16 protein-coding genes are annotated in these 16,710 nt (G+C 70.4%); 8 read left to right on the top strand and 8 right to left on the bottom strand.

The window, feature by feature from the left end:
* Nucleotide 1 precedes the first annotated feature (1 nt).
* Nucleotides 2-541, top strand: coding sequence for a DUF3515 domain-containing protein (locus H5411_RS17355; protein ID WP_101435267.1), 540 nt, complete (start codon nucleotides 2-4; stop codon nucleotides 539-541).
* Here the strand turns inward: H5411_RS17355 and H5411_RS17360 are convergent.
* From H5411_RS17360 to pdxR, 3 genes are all read right to left on the bottom strand, one after another.
* The gene (locus tag H5411_RS17360; RefSeq protein ID WP_101435268.1) at nucleotides 522-1,862 is read right to left on the bottom strand and encodes an MFS transporter; all 1,341 of its coding nucleotides are present in this window, start codon (nucleotides 1,860-1,862) and stop codon (nucleotides 522-524) included. The genes H5411_RS17355 and H5411_RS17360 overlap by 20 nt on opposite strands.
* A 24-nt stretch (nucleotides 1,863-1,886) precedes the next feature.
* Complete coding sequence (locus H5411_RS17365) at nucleotides 1,887-2,984, bottom strand: D-alanine--D-alanine ligase family protein (RefSeq protein WP_101435269.1); 1,098 nt, start codon at nucleotides 2,982-2,984, stop codon at nucleotides 1,887-1,889.
* Nucleotides 2,985-3,266: 282 nt separating this feature from the next.
* Nucleotides 3,267-4,637, bottom strand: coding sequence for a MocR-like pyridoxine biosynthesis transcription factor PdxR (gene pdxR, locus H5411_RS17370; protein ID WP_101435270.1), 1,371 nt, complete (start codon nucleotides 4,635-4,637; stop codon nucleotides 3,267-3,269).
* Nucleotides 4,638-4,726: 89 nt separating this feature from the next.
* Here pdxR and H5411_RS17375 point away from each other — a divergent pair, with 89 nt between their 5' ends.
* Entirely contained in the window at nucleotides 4,727-5,401 is a 675-nt protein-coding gene (locus tag H5411_RS17375) for a pyridoxamine 5'-phosphate oxidase family protein (protein WP_101435271.1), read from the top strand.
* On the opposite strand, the gene H5411_RS17380 is transcribed toward H5411_RS17375, so the two are convergent.
* Nucleotides 5,373-6,824 (bottom strand): sensor histidine kinase, encoded by a 1,452-nt coding sequence (locus tag H5411_RS17380; RefSeq protein WP_183124324.1) that lies wholly within the window; start codon nucleotides 6,822-6,824, stop codon nucleotides 5,373-5,375. The genes H5411_RS17375 and H5411_RS17380 overlap by 29 nt on opposite strands.
* Nucleotides 6,821-7,522, bottom strand: a complete 702-nt coding sequence (locus H5411_RS17385; RefSeq protein ID WP_183124325.1) for a response regulator transcription factor — start codon at nucleotides 7,520-7,522, stop codon at nucleotides 6,821-6,823. Before H5411_RS17385 ends, H5411_RS17380 begins: the two co-directional genes overlap by 4 nt.
* A gap of 133 nt (nucleotides 7,523-7,655) precedes the next feature.
* On the opposite strand from H5411_RS17385, the gene H5411_RS17390 reads away from it, so the two are divergent.
* From H5411_RS17390 to H5411_RS17400, 3 genes are read left to right on the top strand one after another with little or no spacing between them, the layout of a single operon-like run.
* On the top strand, nucleotides 7,656-8,027 hold the full coding sequence (locus H5411_RS17390; protein ID WP_183124326.1) for a VOC family protein: 372 nt from the start codon (nucleotides 7,656-7,658) through the stop codon (nucleotides 8,025-8,027).
* Nucleotides 8,024-8,845 (top strand): class I SAM-dependent methyltransferase, encoded by an 822-nt coding sequence (locus H5411_RS17395; RefSeq protein WP_183124327.1) that lies wholly within the window; start codon nucleotides 8,024-8,026, stop codon nucleotides 8,843-8,845. The genes H5411_RS17390 and H5411_RS17395 overlap by 4 nt, the downstream gene beginning before the upstream one ends.
* Nucleotides 8,846-8,855: 10 nt before the next feature.
* On the top strand, nucleotides 8,856-9,842 hold the full coding sequence (locus H5411_RS17400) for an asparaginase (protein WP_183124328.1): 987 nt from the start codon (nucleotides 8,856-8,858) through the stop codon (nucleotides 9,840-9,842).
* Here H5411_RS17400 and H5411_RS17405 read toward each other — a convergent pair whose 3' ends face one another.
* From H5411_RS17405 to H5411_RS17415, 3 genes are all read right to left on the bottom strand, one after another.
* Nucleotides 9,843-10,322 (bottom strand): cysteine dioxygenase, encoded by a 480-nt coding sequence (locus H5411_RS17405; protein ID WP_183124329.1) that lies wholly within the window; start codon nucleotides 10,320-10,322, stop codon nucleotides 9,843-9,845. It lies immediately after the preceding gene.
* A gap of 229 nt (nucleotides 10,323-10,551) precedes the next feature.
* The gene (locus H5411_RS17410; RefSeq protein WP_183124330.1) at nucleotides 10,552-11,577 is read right to left on the bottom strand and encodes an NAD(P)H-dependent glycerol-3-phosphate dehydrogenase; all 1,026 of its coding nucleotides are present in this window, start codon (nucleotides 11,575-11,577) and stop codon (nucleotides 10,552-10,554) included.
* Complete coding sequence (locus H5411_RS17415; RefSeq protein WP_312878378.1) at nucleotides 11,577-12,380, bottom strand: lysophospholipid acyltransferase family protein; 804 nt, start codon at nucleotides 12,378-12,380, stop codon at nucleotides 11,577-11,579. Before H5411_RS17415 ends, H5411_RS17410 begins: the two co-directional genes overlap by 1 nt.
* A gap of 116 nt (nucleotides 12,381-12,496) precedes the next feature.
* On the opposite strand from H5411_RS17415, the gene cofC reads away from it, so the two are divergent.
* The 3 genes from cofC (at nucleotide 12,497) to H5411_RS17430 (ending at nucleotide 16,540) form a co-directional block, all read left to right on the top strand.
* Nucleotides 12,497-13,111 carry a 2-phospho-L-lactate guanylyltransferase gene (cofC, locus tag H5411_RS17420; RefSeq protein WP_183124331.1) on the top strand — a complete coding sequence of 205 codons (615 nt, stop codon included), beginning with the start codon at nucleotides 12,497-12,499 and terminating at the stop codon, nucleotides 13,109-13,111.
* Between the two features lie 73 nt (nucleotides 13,112-13,184).
* The gene (locus H5411_RS17425) at nucleotides 13,185-15,596 is read left to right on the top strand and encodes an RNA degradosome polyphosphate kinase (RefSeq protein WP_183124332.1); all 2,412 of its coding nucleotides are present in this window, start codon (nucleotides 13,185-13,187) and stop codon (nucleotides 15,594-15,596) included.
* Nucleotides 15,593-16,540, top strand: coding sequence for an NUDIX hydrolase (locus H5411_RS17430; RefSeq protein ID WP_183124333.1), 948 nt, complete (start codon nucleotides 15,593-15,595; stop codon nucleotides 16,538-16,540). Before H5411_RS17425 ends, H5411_RS17430 begins: the two co-directional genes overlap by 4 nt.
* Nucleotides 16,541-16,710: the final 170 nt, after the last annotated feature.

The raw sequence follows: 16,710 nt of genomic DNA on the forward strand, positions 1-16,710 counted from the left end.
GGTGGCAGACACCGACACCGGGGCTCCTCCGAAGGTCGTCCTCGTCACCGCGTCGTTGCTCGTGGCCGCGCTGGCGGTCGCGGTCGCGGTCGTCGCGCTGACGCAAAGGTCCTCCGGACAGTCCGAGCAGAACCAGCCGCTCGCGCTCGTGTCCGTTCCCGCGCCGCAGGCCGGGTCGGCGGACTGCGCGAAGCTGCTCGCCGGGATCCCGGCCACGCTCACCTCGAATGGCAAGGAACTGTCGCCGCGCACGCTCGCCGAGCCCGCGCCGAAGGCCACCGTCGCGTGGGGCGGCCCGGATCCGGTCGTACTGCGCTGCGGCCTCGAACGCCCGCCGGAGCTCACCCCGACCTCGCCGCTGCGCATGGTCAACAAGGTGCAGTGGCTGCAGGTCGAGCAGGGCGATTCGGCCACGTGGTACGCCGTCGACCGTCCGGTCTATGTGGCGCTGACCGTCCCGGTGAGCGCGGGAACGGGTCCGCTGCAGACCATTTCGGACGCCATCTCCGCGAAGCTTCCGGTCACCCCGCTGAAGTTTTAGCCGCGATCGTCTCCAGCGATTCGCCGGTGGTGCGCGGACCGAGCACGGCCACGTCGATCATCAGCAGCACCATCGCGCCCGCCACCACGGCGAACATCGTCGTCGCGCCCGCCGAGTGCAGGACCGGCAGCAGCACGAACGGCATCGCGGCCGTCGCCAGCCGGGACAGCGCGTAGGCCGAACCGGCCGCGGTGCCGCGCAGCGACGTCGGGAACAGCTCGCCCTGGTAGGTGTGGAACGCGTTGGAGAAGACGTTGCTGACAGCGGTGTAGCAGAAGCCGAACACCGCGATCAGCACGCCGGACGTGGCGTAGCCGAAGGCCAGCCCGAACACCGCCATCGCCGCCGCGCTCGCGACGATCAGCCACTTGCGTTCCAGCCGTTCGATGATCGGGATGGACAGCGCCGAACCGATCGGGTAGCCGAGGAAGGTGAGCGCGCTGAACGTCAGCGAGGTGACGAGGCCGAAACCCTTGGCCGCCAGCACAATCGGCACCAGCGAGCCGAAGCCGTAGTAGCCGAACGACTGCAGCAGCTGGAAGACGTACAGCATCGCGGTGCGCCGGAACCACGGCGGACGCAGCAATGCCGACGCGCGCACCGGTTCGGGCGCGGGCGGTTCCGGCTCCGGTTCGGGCAACGGCTGCGGCGCGCTCGCTTCGAGCTTGCGCACGACCTCGTCCGCTTCGCCGATTCGTCCTTGTGCGGCAAGCCAACGGGGTGATTCCGGCAGGGTGAACCGCAGCGCCCAGACGACCGCCGCGCCCAGCGCGCCGATCACGAACAGCCAGCGCCAGCCTTCGACGCCGAGCGGCGCGTGCCCGGCGAGCGCGCGGGCGAGGAAGCCGGCGGCGGGGACACCGCAGAAGCCGATCGTGTAAGCCCAGGCTGTCGCGCGACCGCGGGCGCGGGCGGGCAGCAGGTCGGCGAGGTAGGCGTCGGCGACCGGCAGTTCCGCGCCGATGCCGATCCCGGCGATGAAGCGGCAGATCACCAGCATCCACACGTCGGTGCTGAACGCGCCGAGCAGCGTGAACACCGAGTACAAGCCCAGCGTGAGCAGGAAAGCGCGCCGCCGTCCGAGCCGGTCGGCGAGCCTGCCGAGGAACACCGCGCCCACGAACGCGCCGACGAACGCCGACGCCAGGACGTACTTCAGCGTCGTCGGGGTGACGCCGAACTCCTTGCTGAGGACGGTGCTGATGGTCGCGGCGAGGAACAGGTCGTAGAGGTCGAAGAACGTGGCGATGCCGACCACTGCCACGAAGTACCGGTGCCGCCGGGTGACCGGGAGCCGGTCGAGACGGGATGCGATCTGCACGCGCGGTGTTCCCTCCGGTCGCTCTCAGCGCAGGCCGGTGCCCCGGGCGAGCGCGGTGTCGATCAAGGTCGACAGCAGCGTCGGGTAGTCCACCCCGGTCACCTCCCACATCTTCGGGTAGGCGGACTTCGTGGTGAACCCGGGCATCGTGTTGACCTCGTTGATCACCAGGTCGCCGCCCTCGGTCACGAAGAAGTCGACGCGGGCGAGGCCCTGGCAGTCGAGCGCGCGGAACGCCTCGACGGCCATCGCGCGCAGCCGGTCGGTGAGCGCGTCGTCCAGTTTGGCCGGGATGTCCAGCTCGGCGTCCTCGCCGAGATACTTGGTTTCGAAGTCGTACCAGGCGTCCTCGCCCTCGGCGAGCACCCGGATCTCCGCCGGGAGCGACGCCTCGACGCGGCCGTCCGGGAATTCCAGCACGCCGCATTCGACCTCGCGCCCGCGCACCGCGGCCTCGACGAGCACCTTCGGGTCGGTGCGCCGGGCCAGCTCGATCGCCGCGTCCAGTCCGGCCCAGTCGGCGACCCGGGAGATCCCGACCGACGAACCGGCGCGCGAGGGCTTCACGAACACCGGCAGGCCAAGGCGTTCGCGGTCCTGTTCGGCCAAAGTGGACTGTCCCCGGCGCAGCGCGGCGTAGGTGCCGACCGGCAGCCCCTCGGCGGCGAGCAGCTTCTTCGCGTATTCCTTGTCCATCGCCGCCGCGCTGGCGAACACGCCGGGGCCGACGTACGGGAGGTCGGCGAGTTCGAGCAGGCCCTGGATGGTGCCGTCCTCGCCGAAGGCACCGTGCAGCACCGGGAAGACGACGTCGACGGTGCCGAGCACCTCGGTGGCCTGGCCGGGGTCGACCGTGCGCAGTTCGCGGCTGGTCGGATCGCCGGCGAGCACGAGCGCGCGGCCGGATTCGACCGACGGCAGCTCGCGGCCCTGGATGCTGAGCTGCTTCGGGTCGCCGGTGCCGAGCACCCAGCCGCCGCTCGGCGTGATGCCGACCGGGAGCACCTCGAAGCGATCCGGATCCAGGTTCGAGATCACACTGCCCGCCGACAGGCACGAGATGGTGTGCTCGCTGCTGCGCCCGCCGAACACGACCGCGACCCGGATCTTTTCAGCACTCATAGCCGGTCACCGTACCGGGTGAGCACCGCCCCGAGCGCGCGCCGGGGGTGTCTTCGCAGGTGACCAGGCTTCCGGCCGATGCGCGCCGCACGCGTCGGCCGGGCACGCGCGCGGTGCGGGAGTTCTCGCCGCTGCCGGTGGGCCCGATGCGCGCTGCTGAGGTCCGCAGCCAGGCAGCCCGCCTCCGCTCAGCCGATGGTCCACCCCGTCCCCGGCGAGGCATCGCGGCAGCGAACCCGCCGCACAACCGCATTCCCGAGAGCACCGAAGACACGCGGACAGTCAGCGGAGGAGATCGACCAGCGTCGGCACCGCGGCCATCAGCGCTTCCCGCGAACAGCCCGCGTACCCCAGCGCGATGCCGTGCGTCGTCGGCGTTCCGGCGAAATGCCGGGCCAGCCCGTCGAGGCGGATGGAATGCCGTTCCGCCGCGGCGATCAGCTCCGCCTCCGCTTCCGCGCTTTCCGTCGGCACCACCAGGTGCGCGCCGGCGTCGTCGCCGACGAACGGGATTCCGGCGTTCGACAGCGCGGCCACCAGCACCGTCCGGCGTTCGGCCATTTCGCGGCGCAGCTTCCGCAGGTGCCGCCCCAGATCGCCGGTCCGGGCCAGTTCGACCAGCACCCGCTGCCCCGCCGGCGACGGGCGGGTCCCGGTGAGATCCCGGTACGCCAGAATGGAATCGACCACTGAGGCGGGGGCGACGAGCCAGCCCGCGCCGAGCGTCGGGGTGAGGATTTTGCTGGTGGTCCCGAGGTGCACGACGACGTCCGGGGCGAGCGCGGCCAGCATCGGCAGCGGCGCGACGTCGAAGCGCAGCTCGCCGTCGTAGTCGTCTTCGATGACCAGCATGCCTTCCGCACGGGCGCGTTCCACGAGCTGCACTCGCCGGGCCGCGCTCATCCGGCTGCCCATCGGGTACTGGTGCGCGGGCGAGCAGTAAACCGCGCGCGCCGCAGCGGGAATCGCGTCCGGGCGCAGCCCTTCCTCGTCCACCGGCACGCCCACGACGGTGAGCCCGGCCTGCCGGAACGCTTGCACCGCACGCTGATAACCCGGTTCTTCGAAGGCAACGACCGCACCTCGGCGCAGCACGGCAGCGGCGAGTTCCACGACAGCCGCGGTGGTACCGCCGGTCGCGAGCACCGAGCCCGCGGCTAAACCACGGTGGCGCAGCAAGTGTTCCGAGACCGTCGCGCGGTATTCCGGCAACCCGGCGCGGTGCGCACGCGTGAGCGGTTCGGGATCGGCGGCCGCTCGCCACGCCCGCCGCCACGCAGCTCGGTCGAGGCCGCCAGCCCACGGCGTACCCGGTGCGAGGTCGAGCAACGGGGCCGGTTCCGCTTCGGCGAGCAGCGAACCGGGCACCGTGACGGACGCGGCGGCGCGGGTCGGCGGGGTCGTCACGTAGGTGCCGGAACCGTGCCGTCCGGCGATCCAGCCCTCCGCGTGAAGTTGCTCGTACGCAGCGGAAGTGACCGTCCGCGAGACGCCGAGCCGTTCAGCCAGCGCGCGCGTGGACGGCAGCCGGTCGCCGCCGCGGAGATGTCCGCCTGCCGCCGCTTCGCGCAGCGCGTCGGCCAGCTGCACGGCCAGCGGGGTGGCCGCGTCGCGGTCGAGACTGACCGGCAGGGCGGTGTCGGCGTAGGACACGGCGAACCTCCGTTACAGCGAAGTGGACTTCTCAAGTGTAGAAGAAGTGGACATTCAACGTAGCCACTTGCCCGGCCCACACTGAACGCATGAGCAGCCTTTCGCCCACCGAACGCACCACGCTCGGCCGCAAACGCCACCGCGCCGCCAGCGAGCGCGCGGCGCTGCACGCCGTGCTCGACGAGGCGCTGATCTGCCACCTCGGCGTGGTCCGCGACGGCGTCCCGCTGGTGCTGCCCACCGGATACGGCCGCGACGGCGACATCCTGTACCTGCATGGTTCCACGGGCGCGGCCAGTCTGCGAGCCGCCACCAGGGGAACCGACGTCTGCGTGACGGTCACGCTGCTCGACGGGATCGTCTACTGCCGCTCAGTGAACAACCACTCGGTCAACTACCGCAGCGCGGTCATCCTCGGCCAGGCCCGGCTGGTGACCGACCCGGACGAGAAGATGCACGGCCTGCACGTGCTCACCGACCACCTCTCCCCTGGTTCGTGGGAGCACGCCCGTGCGGTGAACAAGAAGGAATTCGCCGCGGTTTCGGTGATCGCGCTCGATCTGACCGAGGCGTCCGTGAAGCTCCGCGCCGAGGGGCCGGACGACGAACCCGAGGACGTCGCCGCGAACGCCGCCTGGGCCGGAGTGCTGCCGGTGCGCACGGTATTCGGCGAACCGGAACCGTCCGCCGACCTGCCGCCAGGCTGGACCGTGCCCGAGCACGTCGCGGCGCGGGTCACGAGGACAGCGGCAGCCGCACGGTAAACACCGTCCGCCCGGGGCGGCTCTCCAGCGAAACCGTCCCGCCGTGCTCCACCACCAGTGAATGCACCACCGACAACCCCAGCCCGGTGCCGCCCGCGGCCCGGGTGCGGGAGTTGTCGACGCGATAGAACCGGTCGAAAATCCGCTGCTGGTCTTCCGCGGAAATTCCCGGCCCGGCATCGGTGACGGTGGCGACGGCCATTCCGTCGGTCGCCGTCACCGCCAGCTCCACCGGAGTTCCCTCGGCGGTGTGCACGGCCGCGTTCGCCAGCAGGTTGTCCAGGACTTGTCGCAGCCGGGCCGGATCCGCATGCAGCAGCACCGGTTCCTCCGGAATCGACACCGTCAGCGGATGTCCCGGACGACCGGCCCGAAAGGCGTCCGCGGCAGCGGCGGCGATCTCGGTGAGGTCCATCCTCTGCGGCCGCACCGGCGGTTCGACGTCACGCGCGTCGAGGCGGGCGAGCAGCAGCAAATCGTCGACCAGCACGCTCATCCGCGCGGTCTCGGCCCGGATTTTCTCCAGGTGCGCCTCGCGTTCCTCCGGCTCGTTCGCGGCGGCGTAACGGAAAAGATCGGCATAGCCGCGAATCGACGTCAACGGCGTCCGCAGCTCATGCGAAGCATCAGCGACGAACCGGCGCAGCCGATCGTTCGCCTCGGTGCGCGCGGCCAGCGAAGACTCGATGTGGCTCAACATCAAGTTGAACGCCGTCCGCAGTTCCTCAACCTCCGCGCCGCCACCAGTACCGGACGCGCGCACCGGCAAATCCGCGGTGGCGGTGAGGTCGTGCGAAGCGATGTCGTGCGCGGTGCCGGCCATGTCCGACAACGGCCGCAACCCGCGCCGCAGCACCACTCGGCCAGCGACCACGAGTATCGCCAACGCGATCAGGAACGCGATCACTTCGATCAACATCAGCTGCTGCACCGTGTTGTCGAGATCCGCCTGCGGCGCGGCGCTCAACAACACCGTGCCGGTCCCGTTCTGCGAAGTCTCCACCGGACACGCCCGCACGCGGTAAGAACCCTGACCCGGCAAGGCGATGGTGCGGAAAAGGTCGCCGCTCGTCGCTTCTTCGGCGACCTGCGCCAGCGGCCGCACGTCGTTCGGCAATGTGCTGCCCGGCTGCGGGACGGCGTGCCCCTCCCGCACGTCGAAAACCGCGGAGTACCAGGAGTAGACGACTTCCGGATTGTCCTTCGACTCGCGCAGATGCGGCACCTGCGCGACCTGGCTGGTCTTGAGCTGCTCGTCGAGCCGCCGGTTGAGGTAGTCGTGCATCAGCTCGACGGTCAGCGCGCCGACGATCGCGAACACCACCAGCGACAGCGCGCCCAGCCCGAACGCCAGCCGCGTGCCCAGCCTCGATGCGCGCCAAGCCCGGTACCACCGGCGGGCCGAGCGCCCGATCCGGTTCACTTGCCCGCCTGTCGCACCGAGTACCCGACGCCGCGCACGGTGTGGATCAGCGGTTCGGCCTCGGTGTCGAGCTTGCGCCGCAACCGGGAGATCGCGAGTTCGACCACATTGGACCGTCCGCCGAAGTCGTACTCCCACACGTGGTCGAGAATCTGTGCCTTGGTGAGCACGGCCGGCGAACGCCGCATCAGGTAACGCAGCAGCTCGTACTCGGTCGGCGTCAGTTCGGCGAGCTGACCGCCGCGCCGGACTTCGTGCGTCTCCTCGTCCAGGGTGAGATCGCCGACCTCCAGCACCACCGTGCGGGTGTCCGGTTTCTCGGACGTCCTCCGCAGCACCGCGCGCAGCCGCGCCATCAACTCCTCGACGGAGAACGGCTTGACGAGGTAATCGTCACCCCCGCGGGTGAGGCCGGCGATGCGGTCGGCGGTCGCGTCCTTCGCGGTCAGGAAAACCACCGGGACCGCGTCGTGTTTCTCGCGCAGTTTGTCGAGCACGGTGAAACCGTCGAAATCGGGCAGCATGAGGTCGAGCACGACGATGTCGGGAGCGAACTCCGCGGCGCGCGCGAGAGCGTCGGCACCGCATCCGGCCGTCACGGCCTGCCAGCCCTCGTAACGGGCGACGGTCGCGACCAGGTCGGCGATGTGCGGCTCGTCGTCCACGACCAGCAGCCGCACCGGATTCGGGTTCTCCACCCCGCCATCCTCCGCGACGTTCGCGCGGGCGCGCGAACCGAACCCCCAGCTGACAGCTACTCGACAGGTTCGCCGCCGCGGCGGAGCCGGAAATCCGTCGCGCGCTTCGGGCATTCCGGGCAGACTCCGGGCCATGACCTCCGTCGTGCACAACATCACCGTCGACTGCGCGGACCCGTGGGAACTGGCCAAGTTCTGGACCGAGGTGACCGGCCGCCCGGTCGGCGAGGACGACCACCAGGGCGACCCGGAAATCGGCATCACGCTCGACTCCGGCGTCACGCTGCTGTTCATCGCCGTCCCGGAACCCAAGGCGGGCAAAAACCGGCTGCACCTCTGCCTGCGGCCGGACGTGCCCCGCGACGAAGAAGTGGACCGGTTGCTCAAGCTGGGCGCGACCCTGCATTCCGATCACCGCCGCGAGGACGGCAGCGGCTGGGCGGTCCTCCAGGACCCGGAAGGCAACGAATTCTGCGTCCTGCGCAGCGCGGCGGAGAAGGCATGACGGATTCGTTCGAGGTCAATCGCGCCAACTGGGACGACCGCGCCCCGATCCACGCGCGCTCGGCGTACTACGAGTTCGACAAGTTCAAGGCCGATCCCGCGCACCTGAGCCAGATCGTGCGGTTCGACCAGCCGCGGCTCGGCGACGTTTCCGGGCTGCGCACCGTGCATCTGCAGTGCCACATCGGCACGGACACGCTGTCGCTGCACCGGCTCGGGGCCCGGATCTCTGGTCTGGACCTCTCCCCGGCGTCGCTCGCCGAGGCGCGCAAGCTCGCGGACGCCACCGGCGCGGACATCGACTACCACGAGGCGAACGTCTACGACGCGGTGGAAGTCTTCGGAGAGAACGCGTTCGACCTGGTGTACACCGGAATCGGTGCGCTCTGCTGGCTGCCGAAGATCGTGCCGTGGGCGGAAGTGGTCGCGCGGCTGCTGCGGCCGGGCGGACGGCTGTTCATGCGCGAGGGCCATCCGATGCTGTGGACGCTGGACGACGAATCCGAACGCGCGTGGCCGAAATACGACTACTTCGAGCACGACGAGCCGCTCGTGTTCAGCGACGACACCACGTACGTCGACACGGACGAGCCGGTGCGCACGACGATCACGCACAGCTGGAACCATTCGCTCGGCGAGATCGTCACCGCGCTGCTCGACCAGGGCCTGATCCTGACCGGGCTGACCGAGCACGACACCGCGGCGTGGAACGCCTTGCCGCACGAGATGGAAGAGGCCGGGGGCGGCGAATGGCGGCTGCGCGACAACCCGCGCCGGATCGCCGCGAGCTACACCCTGCAGGCGCGGCGCCCCGCATAGAGTGCGGGACATGACACGCATCGCCGTCGCCGCACTGGGCGGCACCATCTCGATGGCTCCCGGACGTTCGAGCGAAGACGGCGTCGTGCCGCGGCTGAGCGCCGAGGATCTGCTGGGAGAACTGGGTTCCCGGCTGCCGATGGAGGTCACCGCGGCGACGCTGGCCGGGCTGTCGAGTTCGTCGATGGACTACGCGACGCTCGCGCGGACCCGGCAGTGGGGCATCGAGCAGATCGAGGCGGGCGCGGACGGTCTCGTGGTGGTGCAGGGCACGGACACGCTGGAGGAAACGGCGTACCTGTTCGACCTCACGTGGCCGTCCGACGCGCCGGTGGTGATCACCGGCGCGATGCGGAACCCGAGCCTGCCCAGCCCGGACGGGCAGGCGAACATCCTCGCCGCGCTCACCGTCGCCGCCGATCCGCGCAGCCGCGGCCGGGGCGCGCTGGTGGCGTTCAACGACGACGTGCACGCGGCGCGGTGGGTGCGGAAGACGCATTCCAGCCACGTCGAAACGTTTTCGTCGCGGCCGGCGGGTCCGCTCGGCATGGTCGCCGAGGGAGCGGTGCATTACTTCCACCCGTCACCGCCGCGTCCGCCGGTGCTGCCGGGAGCCGAAGCCGTCGATTTCGTGCCGCTGCTGGAATCGGGGCTCGAAGATTCGGGCGAATTGCTGTCGCTGGTTCTCCAGGGCGGAGCGCGCGGCGTGGTGGTGGCCGCCAACGGCGTCGGACACGTGTCGGCCGCGACGGCAGACGTGCTCGCGGCGGCGGAAGTACCGGTCGTCGTCGCTTCCCGGACCGGTGCCGGGCCGACTTTCCGCAGCACCTACGGATTTCACGGCTCCGAATCGAGCCTGATCCGGATGGGCGCGACGATGGCCGGATGGCTGTGCCCGCGGAAATCGCGGATCCTGTTGCAGGTTCTGCTGGCGGCGAGGGTCGGCCGGGAGGAGATCGAGCGGCAGTTCAGGCTGCGCGGCGACCTCGACCGCTGATCACGCGCGGAACGGCCCGTCCACCGGATTCGCCTGGTACGACCGCATCTGCCGGCCGCCCTGGCGGTAGACGTGCACGCTGATGGCCGGGTCCGGGCCGTCGTTGCGCACCTCGTGCACGTAGCCCGGGCCGAACACCCGCGACTGCCCCGCGGACAGGCCGTGCACCTCGGTCACCGCGCGCCCGCCCGGGGCACGCCGCGCGACGGTTTCGGTCAGCCGCCCGGACACGACGGTGAACGCACCGGTCGAGAACGCGTGGTCGTGCAGGTCGGTGTGCTGGCCGGGAAGCCAGCTGAGCAGCCAGACCTCCTGGTCCTCGGTGCGTTCGACGAGGGCGGAGAACCGCTCGTCGGGGTGGTAGCGCAGCAGGCTGCCCCAGCGTTCCCGGTCGGCGGCCACGTCGACGGCGACGCGGACCGGGTGGCGCAGGGCGGGGTTCTCGGGACGCAGCAGGGTGTTGTCCGGAACGGCGAACATGAAAAGAAGTCCTTACGGGAAGAAGATGGGTGTCGAACTGGCCGGGGCTAGGTTCACCGACAACAGCGACACGACATGCCCATGACGGGGCGGAGGTCGGAAGACCCCGGCCGCATCGTCATCTCGCACGTCAGCATGCCGCACAGCGAACCAGCCCCGGAGCGCCCGGTCAACCCGTCCCACCCCCTGGACCGCCCTCGGTGAGGGCAGGTTCACACCCGGGGACCGCTCAGCGCCACTCCGGCTTCCGCGACCGTCCGAGCAGCTCCGCGCCCGCCTGCCGCGGGTCGACGCCCTCGTGGCACACCCGGTACATCGCGTCCGTGATCGGCATGTCGGCCCCGTGCCGCTGCGCCAGCTCGCGGATCGACGAGCACGACGCGACCCCCTCGGCGACCTGGCCGCCGGTCGCCGCCTGCGCCTCGGCCAGCGTTTCGCCGCGGCCGAGCCGTTCTCCGAAGGTGCGGTTGCGCGACAACGGCGACGAGCACGTCGCGACCAGGTCGCCGAGCCCGGCGAGCCCGGCGAAGGTCAGCGGGTCCGCGCCGAGTTTCGCGCCGAGCCGCGCCATTTCGGCGAGACCGCGCGTGATGAGCGTCGCCATCGTGTTCGCGCCCAAGCCCATCCCGGCGGCCATCCCGCAGCTGAGCGCGATCACGTTCTTGCACGCGCCGCCCAGCTCGCAGCCGACCACGTCGGTGTTGGTGTAGGGCCGGAAATACTGGTTCGACGTCGCCTGCTGGACCGCTTTCGCCCGCTCGTGGTCGGCGCAGGCGAGCACCGCGGCGGCGGGCTGCCCGTCGGCGATCTCGCGGGCCAGGTTCGGCCCGGACACCACCACGATCTCGCCCGGATCGACCTCGGCGAGTTCGGCGATCACCTCGCTCATCCGCTTGAGCGTGCCCAGTTCCACGCCCTTGGCCAGGCTGACCAGGATCGCGTCCCGCGGCAGCAGCGGCTGCCAGCCGGTGAGGTTCGCGCGCAAGCTCTGGCTCGGCACCCCGAGCACGACCGCCTGCGCTCCGTCCAGCGCCTCGGCCGCGTCAGCCGTCGCGGTGATCCGTTCCGGCAACGACGTTCCCGGCAGATACGACTCGTTGGTGTGCCGCTCCCGGATCTCCTCGGCGACGCTTTCCCGGCGCGCCCACATCGTCACGTCCCGGCCCGCGTCCCCGAGCACCTTCGCGAACGCCGTGCCCCACGAACCCGCGCCGAGCACGGTGACCCGCTGCACGTCGGCGGCGAAACCCGCCATCAGGCACCGTCCTCCGGCTTCTCCGCGGCGGCGGCCTCGTCCAAGGCCGTTGCCGGATCCTTCACCACGTCCGCCACGCTGCTGTCCGCTTTCTTCGTCTCCGCCGCCGTTTCCGGCTTCTTCGCGGGCGGTTCCTCGTGCCGGATCTCCGCCAGCAGACGGGTCACCTCGTCCATCAGCACCGCGGTGACCTCGCGCAGGGTCGAGGCGCTGCGCGGGTTCCCGCCCCGGTACGCCGACAGGTCGATCGGATCGCCGACCAGGTGCGTCACCGTCTTGCGCGGGAACGGCGTGAACTTCTTGGTGTAGCCGTTGAAAATCTGGTTCGTGCCCCAGCGCGCGATCGGGATCACCGGCACGTCGTTCTGCAGCGCCAGCCGCGCCGCACCGCTGTAGGCCTCCTTCGGCCAGCCCAGCGGGTCCTTCGTGATGGTGCCCTCGGGGTAGATCACGATGACCTTGCCCTCTTGCAGCGCCTGGTGCGCGGCCTTGAGGCTGTCGCCGGCCGCGCTCGAGCCGCGCGCCACCGGGATCTGGCCGGACCCGGTCACGATCCGGCCGAAGATCGGCACGTCCTTCAGGCTCGCCTTGAGGAAGAACCGCGGCACCCGCTTCTGCCGGTGCACGAACACCGCGTCGACCGCCGGGTCCAGGTGCGAAATGTGGTTCATCACCAGCACCGCGGGCCCTTGCCGGGGGATTTTCTCCGCGCCGAGGTACACCCGCTTGCCGATCGCGGTCAGCGGATAGAACGCGGCGGCGGCCAGCCCCACCCAGAATCCGCCCTTCTCACGCCGTGCCACAGTTCTCCTCCTCGGGTCGCCTCTGCTCCGGGTGATCCTGCCGCGCGCCGGTTCGCGCAGTCCAGGGAGGGTGCGCTCACGCACGCGCGCGACGGGTTTCGGGTAAAGATGGACAGGTGGACGCAGACCTGGTCATGCCGCTGAAACCGCCGGGCGCGGGCAAGTCCCGGCTGCGCGGGGCGGTCGCCGCGCACCGGCACGCCGAGCTCGTGCTGGCGCTGGCCTGCGACACGCTGGCCGCGGTCACGTCGGTCGCCCGGGTCCGGCGCGTGCTCGTCGTCACCTCCGATCCGGCCGCGCTGTCCGAATTGGCCGGTCTCGGCGTCGAACTGGTCGCCGAACCGGCGGGCGGCGGGCTCAACGAAGCGCTGCGGCACGGCGCGGAGCTGCTGCGCGCGGACGCGCCGGACGGAGTAGTCGGCGCGCTCCAAGCGGATCTTCCCGCGTTGCGCGCGGTGGATCTGGAACACGCGCTGACCGAGGCCGCGGGCCGCCGGGCGGTGGTGTTCGACCGGCAGGGCACCGGGACCACGCTGTTGCTGTCCGCGCCGGGAAAACCGCTCGACCCGCACTTCGGCGCCGGATCCGCGGAACTGCATCGGGCGTCCGGTGCGATTCCGCTCACCCAAGCGCTGCCCTCGCTGCGCAGCGACGTCGACACCGAAGATGATCTCCGACACGCCGCGAAACTCGGTCTGGGGAAGCGAACCGCCGCATTGCTCCCGGCCTGACGGGCAAAATCGCGCCGACGTGTTCACTCGACCTTCATCGCGGCCTGCGCAAACCACAGCTTCGTAGTGAACAATGGGCAGCGTGAGCACAGAAGACGGCAGCACTCCGGCCCGGCGGCGCGTCAAGAGCGGCAGCAGCGCTTCCCCCTCGTCCCCGGCTCCGCGCACCGCGGGCGGCAAGGCGACCTCGCGCGGGACCGCCGACACCGCCGCGTCCCGTCGGGCGAAATCCAAGGCGGTTGCGGCGGACGACACCGCCAAACCGGCCAAGCGCAAAACCGCCTCGAGCGCGCTGCGCACCACGGCGAAGAAACCCTCCGCCCCGCCCGCCGCCGCGCGATCGCGCCGGACCACGACCGAGAGCGGCGAGGAATTCCGCTCCGTTCCGTCGGCCCCGCCCGCCGTCACCTCCGCGCCCACCGCCGTCGAGACGCTTCCCGACGACCGTTATTTCAACCGCGAGCTGTCCTGGCTCGACTTCAACGCCCGCGTGCTCGCGCTGGCCGAGGACGAATCGCAGCCGCTGCTCGAACGGGCCAAGTTCCTCGCCATTTTCGCGTCCAATTTGGACGAGTTCTACATGGTCCGGGTCGCCGGGCTGAAACGGCGCGACGGCACCGGCCTGTCGGTGCGCAGCGCGGACGGGCTCACGCCGCGCGAACAGCTGGACTACATCGCCAAGCGCAACCAGGACCTGGTCGAGCGGCACACCGCCGCGTTCAAGGAGCACCTGCGCCCGCAGCTGGCCGAGCAGGACATCCGGATCGTCGGCTGGGCCGATCTGTCCGGAGCCGACCAGCTCCGGCTGTCGAGCTACTTCTCCGAGCAGATCTTCCCGGTGCTCACGCCGCTCGCGGTCGACCCGGCGCACCCGTTCCCGTACATCTCGGGGCTCTCGCTCAACCTCGCGGTGACGGTGCGGGACCCGCAGGGCGGGCTCGAACGGTTCGCGCGCGTGAAGGTGCCGAGCAACGTGCCCCGGCTGATGCGCGTGGAAACCGAACGCGGCAACCGGTCCGCCACCTTCCTGCCGCTCGAGGAACTGATCTCCGCGCACCTGAGCGATCTGTTCACCGGCATGGAGGTGACCGAGCACCACGTCTTCCGCGTCACCCGCAACGCCGATTTCGAGGTCGAGGAAGACCGCGACGAGGACCTGTTGCAGGCACTGGAACGCGAGCTGGCGCAGCGCCGGTTCGGCCCGCCGGTACGGCTCGAGGTCGCCCAGGACATGAGCGAGCACATGCTCGAACTGCTGCTGCGCGAGCTGGAAGTCGATCCCGAGGACGTCGTCGAGGTGCCCGGGCTGCTCGACCTCACCTGCCTGTTCCAGCTGTCCGGCGTCGACCGCAAGGAATTGAAGGACCGGCCGTTCGTGCCCGCGACGCATCCGGCGTTCGGCGAACGCGAGACGCCCAAGAGCGTGTTCGCGACGCTGCGCGAGGGCGATGTCCTGGTGCACCACCCGTACGACTCGTTCTCCACGAGCGTGCAGCGGTTCATCGAACAGGCCGCGGCCGATTCGAAGGTGCTGGCGATCAAGCAGACGCTGTACCGGACGTCCGGCGATTCGCCGATCGTGGACGCGCTGATCGACGCCGCCGAAGCGGGCAAGCAGGTCGTGGCGCTGGTGGAGATCAAGGCGCGGTTCGACGAGCAGGCCAACATCACCTGGGCGCGCACGCTGGAACGCGCGGGCGTGCACGTCGTGTACGGCTTGGTGGGCCTCAAAACGCACTGCAAGGTGTCGATGGTGGTGCGCCAGGAGGGTTCGACCATCCGCCGCTACTGCCACATCGGCACCGGCAACTACAACCCGAAGACCGCGCGGCTGTACGAAGACCTCGGCCTGCTGACCGCGGACCCGAGCATCGGCGCGGACATCACCGACCTGTTCAACGTCCTCACCGGCTATTCGCGCCAGGACACCTACCGCACGATCCTCACGTCGCCGCACGGCATCCGCCGCGGCATCGTGCGCGCGATCGGCGAGGAGATCGAGCTCGCGCGCGCCGGGCTCGAAGCGGGCATCAGGATCAAGTGCAACTCGCTCGTCGACGAGCAGGTGATCGACGCGCTGTACCACGCTTCGCAGGCCGGCGTTCCGGTCGACGTCGTGGTGCGCGGGATCTGCTCGCTGAAGCCGGGCGTCGAGGGATTGAGCGAGAACATCCGGGTCCGCTCGATCCTCGGCCGGTTCCTCGAGCATTCGCGGGTGTTCCACTTCCGCGCGGGCGGCACGCACTGGATCGGCAGCGCGGACATGATGCACCGCAACCTCGACCGCCGGATCGAGGCGCTGGTGCGGGTCAAAGACCCGAAGCTGACGCGGCAGCTGGACGAGGTATTCGATTCGGCGCTCGACCCGCACACGCGCTGCTGGGTACTCAGTTCCTCGGGCGAATGGCAGCCGTTCCCGGCCGCCGGTTCTCAGGTGCGCGACCACCAGCTCGAACTCGCGAAGCTGCACGGGGCGGTCGGATGAGCGTGGACGTCCGGGCCGCCGGCGCGGTGCTCTGGCGCCGTGCCGGGGACGGGTTCGAGGTCGCCCTCGTGCACCGGCCCCGCTATGACGATTGGTCGCTGCCGAAGGGAAAGGTCGACCCCGGCGAGACGATCGCGGCCACCGCGGTGCGCGAGATCGCCGAGGAGACCGGGTTCCGCGCGGTGCTGGGCCGCTACGTCGCGCAGACGACGTACGAGGTCCCCGCGAAGAACAACGGGCGGCTGCTGCGCAAGAGCGTCGACTACTTCAGCGCCGAAGCCGTTTCCGGCGTCTTCGAGCCCAACCACGAGGTCGACGAACTGCGCTGGCTGGACCCGATCGCGGCGGAGCGGCTGCTCACGCGCCCGGCGGATGTCCGGGTGCTGCGCGAGTTCTGCGCCCTCCCGCCCGCACAGACGACAGTGTTGCTGGTGCGGCACGCCAAGGCGGGCAAACGCGAGGACTGGACCGGCGACGACGACCTCCGTCCGCTGTCGGAAGCCGGTCAGCGCCAAGCGGCCGCGCTGCGCGACCTGCTGCCGCTCTTCGGCCCCGATCGGGTGTTCTCCGCGCCGCGGCTGCGGTGCGTGCAGACCGTCGGCGGAATCGCGGAATCGCTCGGCGTCGAGGTGCAGCACGAGCCGTTGCTGTCGGAGGAGGGCTACTGGCCCGACCCGCTCCTCGGAATCCGCCGCCTGCTGGCGATCGCGGCCGACGGGGGCACCCCGCTGATCAGCAGTCAGGGCGGCGTGATCCCGGACCTGGTGAGCGCGCTGGCGGACCGGGACGGCCTGGAACTGCCCGCCGCCCGCGACGGCGTGGTGCCGAGCAAGAAGGGCTCGCTGTGGGTCCTGTCGTTCTGCCCCGGCGACGACGGACCGGTTCTGGTGAGCGCGGATTATTACCCCAGCCCGCTGCCCGCTCCGGTGCCCTCGGCAGGCTGATCTTTTTCACCGGACGTCGTTCTCGTTCGCGGGTGCTGCCGCCATTCGGCGGGCCGCGGATTCTATAGAGACCGGTATTGCTGAGCGGTGCTCAGCAATTGTCCCGGGTCCCGGCATAAGCGACGTCCGAGACAGCCTCGAGGGGTTTAATTACCCCCGGCGGGGATTTA

It is taken from the genome of Amycolatopsis echigonensis (assembly GCF_014174495.1).
In the GTDB taxonomy this organism is placed as follows: domain Bacteria; phylum Actinomycetota; class Actinomycetes; order Mycobacteriales; family Pseudonocardiaceae; genus Amycolatopsis; species Amycolatopsis echigonensis.